The 6853-nt window shown below is 65.3% G+C and carries 8 protein-coding genes; 4 read left to right on the top strand and 4 right to left on the bottom strand.

Annotation, left to right across the window (positions count from 1 at the left end):
* The first annotated feature begins 195 nt into the window (after window positions 1–195).
* From rpmH to mnmE, 4 genes are all read left to right on the top strand, one after another.
* Window positions 196–330: a 50S ribosomal protein L34 gene (gene rpmH / locus FIV34_RS20875; RefSeq protein WP_008211413.1), complete on the top strand. Its 135-nt coding sequence runs from the start codon at window positions 196–198 to the stop codon at window positions 328–330.
* Window positions 331–344: 14 nt separating this feature from the next.
* Entirely contained in the window at window positions 345–725 is a 381-nt protein-coding gene (rnpA, locus tag FIV34_RS20870) for a ribonuclease P protein component (protein WP_139985534.1), read from the top strand.
* 66 nt (window positions 726–791) lie between these two features.
* A complete protein-coding gene (yidC, locus tag FIV34_RS20865; protein WP_139985532.1) occupies window positions 792–2483 on the top strand; it encodes a membrane protein insertase YidC in 1692 nt (563 codons plus the stop codon).
* 4 nt (window positions 2484–2487) lie between these two features.
* Window positions 2488–3831, top strand: coding sequence for a tRNA uridine-5-carboxymethylaminomethyl(34) synthesis GTPase MnmE (gene mnmE, locus FIV34_RS20860; protein WP_139985530.1), 1344 nt, complete (start codon window positions 2488–2490; stop codon window positions 3829–3831).
* Here the strand turns inward: mnmE and FIV34_RS20855 are convergent.
* From FIV34_RS20855 to FIV34_RS20840, 4 genes are all read right to left on the bottom strand, one after another.
* Entirely contained in the window at window positions 3806–4315 is a 510-nt protein-coding gene (locus tag FIV34_RS20855) for a type II toxin-antitoxin system VapC family toxin (RefSeq protein WP_139985529.1), read from the bottom strand. The genes mnmE and FIV34_RS20855 overlap by 26 nt on opposite strands.
* A complete protein-coding gene (locus FIV34_RS20850) occupies window positions 4312–4566 on the bottom strand; it encodes a hypothetical protein (RefSeq protein WP_139985527.1) in 255 nt (84 codons plus the stop codon). Before FIV34_RS20850 ends, FIV34_RS20855 begins: the two co-directional genes overlap by 4 nt.
* 93 nt (window positions 4567–4659) lie before the next feature.
* On the bottom strand, window positions 4660–5886 hold the full coding sequence (locus FIV34_RS20845) for an MFS transporter (RefSeq protein ID WP_139985525.1): 1227 nt from the start codon (window positions 5884–5886) through the stop codon (window positions 4660–4662).
* Window positions 5887–5949: 63 nt separating this feature from the next.
* Entirely contained in the window at window positions 5950–6840 is an 891-nt protein-coding gene (locus FIV34_RS20840) for a LysR family transcriptional regulator (RefSeq protein ID WP_139985523.1), read from the bottom strand.
* Between the last annotated feature and the right edge of the window lie 13 nt (window positions 6841–6853).

The raw sequence follows: 6853 nt of genomic DNA, 5'->3' as shown, positions 1-6853 counted from the left end.
CGGGTATTCTTTGCCACTGCGTAAAGGGGCGCTTGCGCGCGGGGTGGACGATGAAGTCTACCAGCCTTCCAGCCCACCCTCGGTGTACGCGCGGCCCACGGCCCGTTGTCATCGCATGGCCAAGCAGTTGACATCCTTCGGGAATGTCCCGCATACTTTCTGGCCAATTTCAATCTTCACCCGGATGTAAGCGCCATGAAGCGTACGTTCCAGCCCAGCAAGCTCAAGCGCGCCCGCACGCACGGCTTCCGTGCCCGCATGGCAACGGCCGATGGCCGCAAGATCCTGAACGCGCGCCGCGCGAAGGGTCGCAAGCGCCTGATCCCGTAATCGGCCCGCCGGTCGTGCGTGCCGCAGCTTTGCCGCGCGATGCGCGGCTACGCCGCGCCGCCGACTTCGCAGCCTTGCGAAATGTCAGCGGTCGCCTCGGCGGCCGCTGTTTTCTTGTGCGTTTCGGAAACAACTCGGCCGATACGGCCCGTCTCGGGCTGGCGATCTCCAAGCGCTGCTCCAAGCGAGCCGTCGACCGGAACCGCATCAAGCGCCTGGCGCGTGAGGTATTTCGTCGCGCGCGCCCCGACCTGCCATCCGTCGATATCCTCGTCATGGCCCGCGATTGCGCGGTCGAGGCCACCGGTGCCGCCCTCCTGGCGGAGCTGGATACCCTCCTCCGACGCATCAAGCCGTTGAAGCCCGAGGGTGCCGACGGCACAATCGCGCGTTGACCTCTTTCCTGCCCGCCTTACCGTCCTTATATCGGCCGCGGTGCCTAACGGATCTGGCTTAAGCTAATGAATCAAACGCGCACGCTTCTCTTCTTCGCGCTCATGTTCGTGGCCTACGTGCTGTGGACGCAGTGGGAGCAGGACTACGGCCCCAAGCCGCCGGCCCAGGCCACGCCTGCCGCCCAGGTGGATGGCAAGCCGGCTGCCGATAGCAGCGTGCCGGGCGCCGCCGGCCCCGCCAACGTCCCCAGCGACACCGCCGCTCCGGCCGGCAAGGCTGAGCTGGTCACCCTGCAGAACGACGTGCTGCGCCTGACCATCGACACCCGCGGTGGCAGCATCGTCCGTTCGGAACTGCTGTACTACCCGAGCGCGCCGGTCACCCGCAAGGACCCGACCCCGCCGCCCGCCCGCCTCCTCGACGATAACGCGACGATGTTCTTCGCCGCGCAGGATGGCCTGGTCAGCAACAACGGCGCCGCGCCGGACCACCGCGCCCTGTTCCACGCCGAGAAGACCGAAGCGAAGCTGGCCGATGGCGAGAAGTCCGTCAGCCTCGACCTCACCTGGTCCGATCCGTCGGGCGTGAAGGTGACCAAGCGCTACACGCTCAAGCGCATGGACTACGTGGTCGACCTCGACCAGCGCATCGACAACGGTTCGCAGGCCACCTGGTCGGGCAACGCCTACCAGCAGCTGCAGCGCGCGCCGGCCGAGAAGGTCAACTGGTTCAAGTCGTATACCGACCCGGCCCAGCACAGCTTCTTCGGCGCCGGCTGGTACAGCCCGGAATCGAAGTTCGAGCCGCTGCCGTTCACGGACTTTGCGAAGAAGCCGCTCAGCCACGCCGTCACCGGCGGCTGGATCAGCATGCTTCAGCATTACTTCTTCGTGGCGTGGATCCCGCCGGCTGACCAGAACGTCACCTACACCAGCACCATCGTCGACCCGAACTCGGCCACGCCGCGCTACCTCGTGCGCGCCTTCGGCCCGGCGATCCAGGTCGCCCCGGGCCAGGTGAGCGACAGCGTCGCCCGCCTGTACATCGGCCCGAAGCTGCAGGGCACGCTCGATGCCATCGCCCCGGGCCTCGACCTGACGGCGAACTACGGCTGGCTGACCATCATCGCCACCCCGCTCCACTGGCTGCTCTCGCAGCTGCACGCCATCAGCGGTAACTGGGGCGTGGCCATCATCCTGCTGGTGCTGCTGATCAAGGCCGCCCTGTTCAAGCTGACCGACGCCCAGTTCCGTTCGGGTGCCCGCATGCGCAAGCTCCAGCCGCGCGTCCAGGCCCTGAAGGAGCGTTACGGCGACGACCGCATGAAGATGCAGCAGGCCATGATGGAGCTGTACAAGAAGGAGAAGGTGAACCCGATGGCAGGCTGCCTGCCCATCCTGATCACCTTCCCGATCTTCATCGGCCTGCTCCGCGTGCTGTCCGAGTCGATCGAACTGCGCCATGCGCCGTTCTTCGGCTGGATCCACGATCTCTCGGCGCCGGATCCCTTCTACGTGCTGCCGGTGCTGTACTTCCTGGTCACGCTGCTCACCCAGCGCATGATGCCGACCGCTGGCATGGATCCGACCCAGGCCAAGATGATGAAGGTGATGCCGCTGATCTTCGGCGTCTTCTTCGCCTTCTTCCCGTCCGGCCTCGTGCTGTACTGGACCGTCAACGGTGCGACCAGCCTGCTCCAGCAGTGGTGGATCAACCGCAGCGTCGACAAGGCCCACGAAAAGGCCCGCACGGCGTAATCCGATGTCCCACGGCGCCGACACCATCGCAGCCATCGCCACCGGCGCCGGCGCGGCCGGTGTCGGCGCCGTTCGTTTGTCTGGCCCCCTGGCACCGGCGATCGCGGCGAGCATGCTCGGCCGCGAACCGAAGCCGCGGCACGCGCACTTCGCGGCCTTCCGCGACGCGCAGGGCGAGCTGATCGATCGCGGCATCCTGCTCTACTTCCCCGGCCCCGCCTCCTATACCGGCGAACACGTCCTGGAACTCCAGGGCCACGGCAGTGCCGTGTTACTCGACGCCCTCCTTCGTCGATGCATCTCGCTCGGCGCACGCCTCGCACGCCCCGGTGAATTCACCGAGCGCGCGTTTCTCAACGGCAAGCTCGACCTTGCCCAGGCCGAAGCGGTGGCCGATGTGGTCAGCGCCACGTCGGAAGCGGGCGCGCGTGCCGCGCTGCGTTCGATGGAAGGCGTGTTCTCTGCGCGCGTCGATGCACTGCTCGCCGAGCTGATTGCACTGCGCGTGCATATCGAAGCGGCGATTGATTTCCCCGAAGAGGAAATTGATTTCCTCGCGGATCCGGTGATTGGCGAACAGCTCGCCGCGTTACGCGCGAGCCTGGATGCGCTGCTGGTCGAAACCCGTCGCGGCGTGCGTCTCAACGACGGCATCACCGTCGCCATCGTCGGCCGGCCGAACGCGGGCAAGTCGAGTCTGCTAAATGCGCTGGCCGGCGAAGAGCGCGCCATCGTCACCGATATCGCCGGCACGACACGCGATGTGCTCCGCGAAGCGATCACCATCGACGGCGTGACGCTCGAACTCGCCGACACGGCGGGCCTGCGTGATTCCGATGACATCGTCGAGCGCGAAGGTATCCGTCGCGCACGTGCCCAGCTCGAGCGTTGCGACGTCGCGGTGCTCGTCACCGACGAACAGCACGCCGATCACGATCTCGTGTTCTTCGAGGCAACGCCGGCGCATGCTGCGCACATCGTCGTCGTGAACAAGATCGACCTGGGTTCCGTGCCGGCGCACCAGGAACGCAGCGCCCGTTACGACAAACTGTGGTTGTCCGCGCATACCGGCGAAGGCCTCGATGCCCTTCGTGACATGCTGCGCACGCTAGCCACGGCCGGTGCCGGTGAAGGCGCGTTCAGTGCGCGTCGCCGCCACGTTGTCGCACTGGAGCAAGTCAAAGCTCACCTCGACCACACGGCGATTGCGTTGCACGAATCGCACGCCGGTGAATTGGCCGCCGAGGAGCTCCACCACGCTCAGCACGCGCTCGGTGAAATCACCGGAACTTACTCGTCCGACGATCTGCTTGGCGCGATCTTCAGTTCGTTCTGCATTGGTAAGTAGCAGGCAAACCTTCGCGTGCCGTTGCACTTGAGTCAACCAGTCGCGCATGAGTTAGACACCCAGCTTCGAAGTTCCAGGGATTGATCAGATCGATCGCGAACGCTTCGAAGTCCTTCGTATTCCTTGTCGCAAGAGAGGCGTCGTGCGAAAGGGCAATCGCGGCGATCATGGTATCCATGTCGCCCGGAAACTTGCCTTTGCGCTTGCACTTAGCCCGAACCCTCCCATACCACTCGGATGCAACTTCGTCGAAAGGGACCACTCGCCCGTCAAAATGACCGACGAAAAGACGGTGAATCTTCGCCGAGAGATCCCGGCGCTTACGACCGTCGGCCATGCTCTCGAGACCGAAGAGGACTTCGGCTTTCGAAACGGACGTCGTAGCTAGTTCGGTACGACGGGACGATTGAAACCACCCAAGGACGTTCGTATCTGGGCACTCTCGGACCAACTCGGACAAGACGTTGGTATCGAGAAAGATCATCCCAGTGAGCGCCTGGTAGGAAGTTCCAGCTCCATCCAGCCAACTTCTTCAAAATCAGCCCGAATCGCTGCAAGAAGTTCAGCGGCACTCCCCGGAGGGTCGTTAGGATCGGGAACGAGACGGCGCGGCTTCGGATTGAAGTGCTTACGAAGAATTTCAGTGACCAGATCGGCAGCATCACGGCCCGTGGACTGGGCGAGCTGATCAAGGTCGGAGAGGACGGCGGTGTCTGTGATGGTCATGCTTGTCATGGTGTCTCCTACATCGCGTCGCGCATATTAGGCGACGCTCGTCAGACAGTGTAGGAATTCACCGATGGCTAGCATCTCCGCGCATTTGCGCGGTCAGCAAGTCTGCGCCGCTTCCTGAGCGACGCTGTTCCGCTCAACAGCAACAGACACAGCCCAAAGCAACAAGCCACCTAACGCCAGGCCGCTTCCCACCCAGCCGGGCGACGTCCAGCCGTAGCCGCCGGCGATCGCAAGACCGCCGAGGAACGGGCCGAGCGCATTCGCCGTGTTGAAGGCGGAATGATTCAGCGCGGCCGCCAGGGCCTGCGCATCACCGGCCACATCCATGAGACGTGTCTGAAGCGCGGTACCCAGTGCACCGCTGATGCCGATGAAGAACACGGCGATGCCGAGTGTCCAGACGTTGCCTGCGGTGAACGGGAAGATGGCGAGGATGACCAGCGCCCACAGCAGGAGCGCGCCCGCGGTGCGCATCAGCGCGCGGTCGGCGAAGACCGGGACCACCATGTTGCCGAGGGTCATGCCGATGCCGAACACGCCCATGATCCACGGCACCGACGACAGCGGCATGTGGGTGACGTTGAGCAGGATGTCGGCTAGGTAGGTGTACACAGCGAACATGCCACCGAAGCCAATCGCGCCGATGCCCAGCGTGATCCACACTTGCGGACGCTTCAGCGCGCTGAGCTCGCGCAGCGGGCTGGCTTTCACATCGGCCGGGGTGTTCGGTGCGAAGGCGAACACCGCGCTCATCGTGGCGATGCCAAGCACGGCGACCAGGGCGAAGCTCCAGCGCCAACCCACGGCCTGGCCGAGCCAGCTCGCCAGCGGTACGCCGGCGATGGTGGCCACCGTGAGGCCGAGGAACATCTGGCCGACCGCGCGGGTGCGCCGGTTGGCCGGGACGAGGGAGCTAGCCACGAGGGCCGCGACGCCAAAGTACGCGCCATGCGGCAGGCCCGCCAGGAAGCGGAACACCAGCATCCAGTGGTAGTTGGGCGACAGGCCGGTCAGTCCGTTGAACACCGTGAACATCGCCATCAGCAGGAGCAACAGGCGGCGGCGCGGCAGCCGGGCGCCAAGCACGGTGATGATCGGGGCGCCGACGACCACACCCAGCGCATAGGCGCTGATCGCGTGGCCGGCCGTGGGTGCGTCGATACCGAGGCCCTGGGCGAAGAGCGGGAGCATGCTCATCGAAGCGAATTCAGTCGTCCCGATGGCGAAGCCACCCACCGCGAGGGCAAGGATGACAAGGCCGACATGGGGCGCGCGGACGGGCGGGGTGCCCGGGTCGAGTGCGGGGGCAGCGGAGGTCATGGGGAAACCTGGGACGGGGGTGCGCCGCGGTTGTGCGGTGCAGCATGGCGCCAGTTTACCCCGTTAAGTGTGCTCGCGCAGGTATTCGACGAACGCACGCAGGGCCGATGTCACCCGGCGCTGGCGCGGGTAATAGACCATGAAGCCCGGATACGGCGGGCACCAGTCCTCCAGGACCCGCACAAGGCGGCCCTCGCGGACGTAGTCATCCACCTGGTCGTCCAGCACCAGGGTGAGGCCGACCCCGGCCATCGCCGCGTCGATCGAGACGCAGAAATCGCCGAAGGTGCAGCGGCCACGCACGTCCAGCTCGAGCTTGGTCTCGCCCTGCTCGAACTCCCACTTGTAGAGGCGCCCGCTGGGGAAGCGGAAACGGATGCAATCGTGCTGCAACAGGTCGTACGGATGCTGGGGTATCCCGCGACGGGCCAGGTACTCCGGCGAGGCGACGCAGGCGCCCTTCTGCATGCCGCCGAAGGGCACGGCGATCATGTCTTCCGGTACCGCCTCGTGGAAACGGATGCCCGCGTCATAGCCGGAGGCGACGATATCGATCATGCCGTCGTCGTCCACGGCCTCGAAATGGATATCCGGATAGGCCGCCAGGAAGCCGGGCAGGAGCGGTGGCAACAAGAGTTGTCCGGCCACCCGTGGCATGTTCATGCGGAGCGTTCCGGCGGGGTGGGCCCGGAAGTCGTTCATCTCTTCCAGCGCATCGCCGACGTCGCGAAGCGCCGGCTGCAGCCGTTCCAGCAACCGTTGCCCGGCTTCCGTCAGCGAGACACTCCGGGTGGTGCGATGAAACAGCATGACGCCCAGCCGCTCCTCGAGGCCACGGATGGCGTAGCTGATGGCCGACGTGGAGAGCGTGAGCTCGGCGCCGGCCTTGCGAAAGCTGGCGTGGCGGGCGACGGCGGCGAAGGCCGCCAGGTGCGAAAGATTGTCTGGACGCATGATTATCAAGGAT

Source organism: Luteibacter pinisoli, from assembly GCF_006385595.1.
In the GTDB taxonomy this organism is placed as follows: Bacteria; Pseudomonadota; Gammaproteobacteria; order Xanthomonadales; family Rhodanobacteraceae; genus Luteibacter; species Luteibacter pinisoli.
This window is presented reverse-complemented; position numbering and strand designations above follow the sequence as displayed.

Coding starts and splice junctions, on each gene's coding strand:
- rpmH (WP_008211413.1), top strand. CDS start 196: ATGAAGCGTACGTTCCAGCCCAGCAAGCTCAAGCGCGCCCGCACGCAC.
- yidC (WP_139985532.1), top strand. CDS start 792: ATGAATCAAACGCGCACGCTTCTCTTCTTCGCGCTCATGTTCGTGGCC.
- mnmE (WP_139985530.1), top strand. CDS start 2,488: ATGTCCCACGGCGCCGACACCATCGCAGCCATCGCCACCGGCGCCGGC.
- FIV34_RS20855 (WP_139985529.1), bottom strand. CDS start 4,315: ATGATCTTTCTCGATACCAACGTCTTGTCCGAGTTGGTCCGAGAGTGC.
- FIV34_RS20850 (WP_139985527.1), bottom strand. CDS start 4,566: ATGACAAGCATGACCATCACAGACACCGCCGTCCTCTCCGACCTTGAT.
- FIV34_RS20845 (WP_139985525.1), bottom strand. CDS start 5,886: ATGACCTCCGCTGCCCCCGCACTCGACCCGGGCACCCCGCCCGTCCGC.
- FIV34_RS20840 (WP_139985523.1), bottom strand. CDS start 6,840: ATGCGTCCAGACAATCTTTCGCACCTGGCGGCCTTCGCCGCCGTCGCC.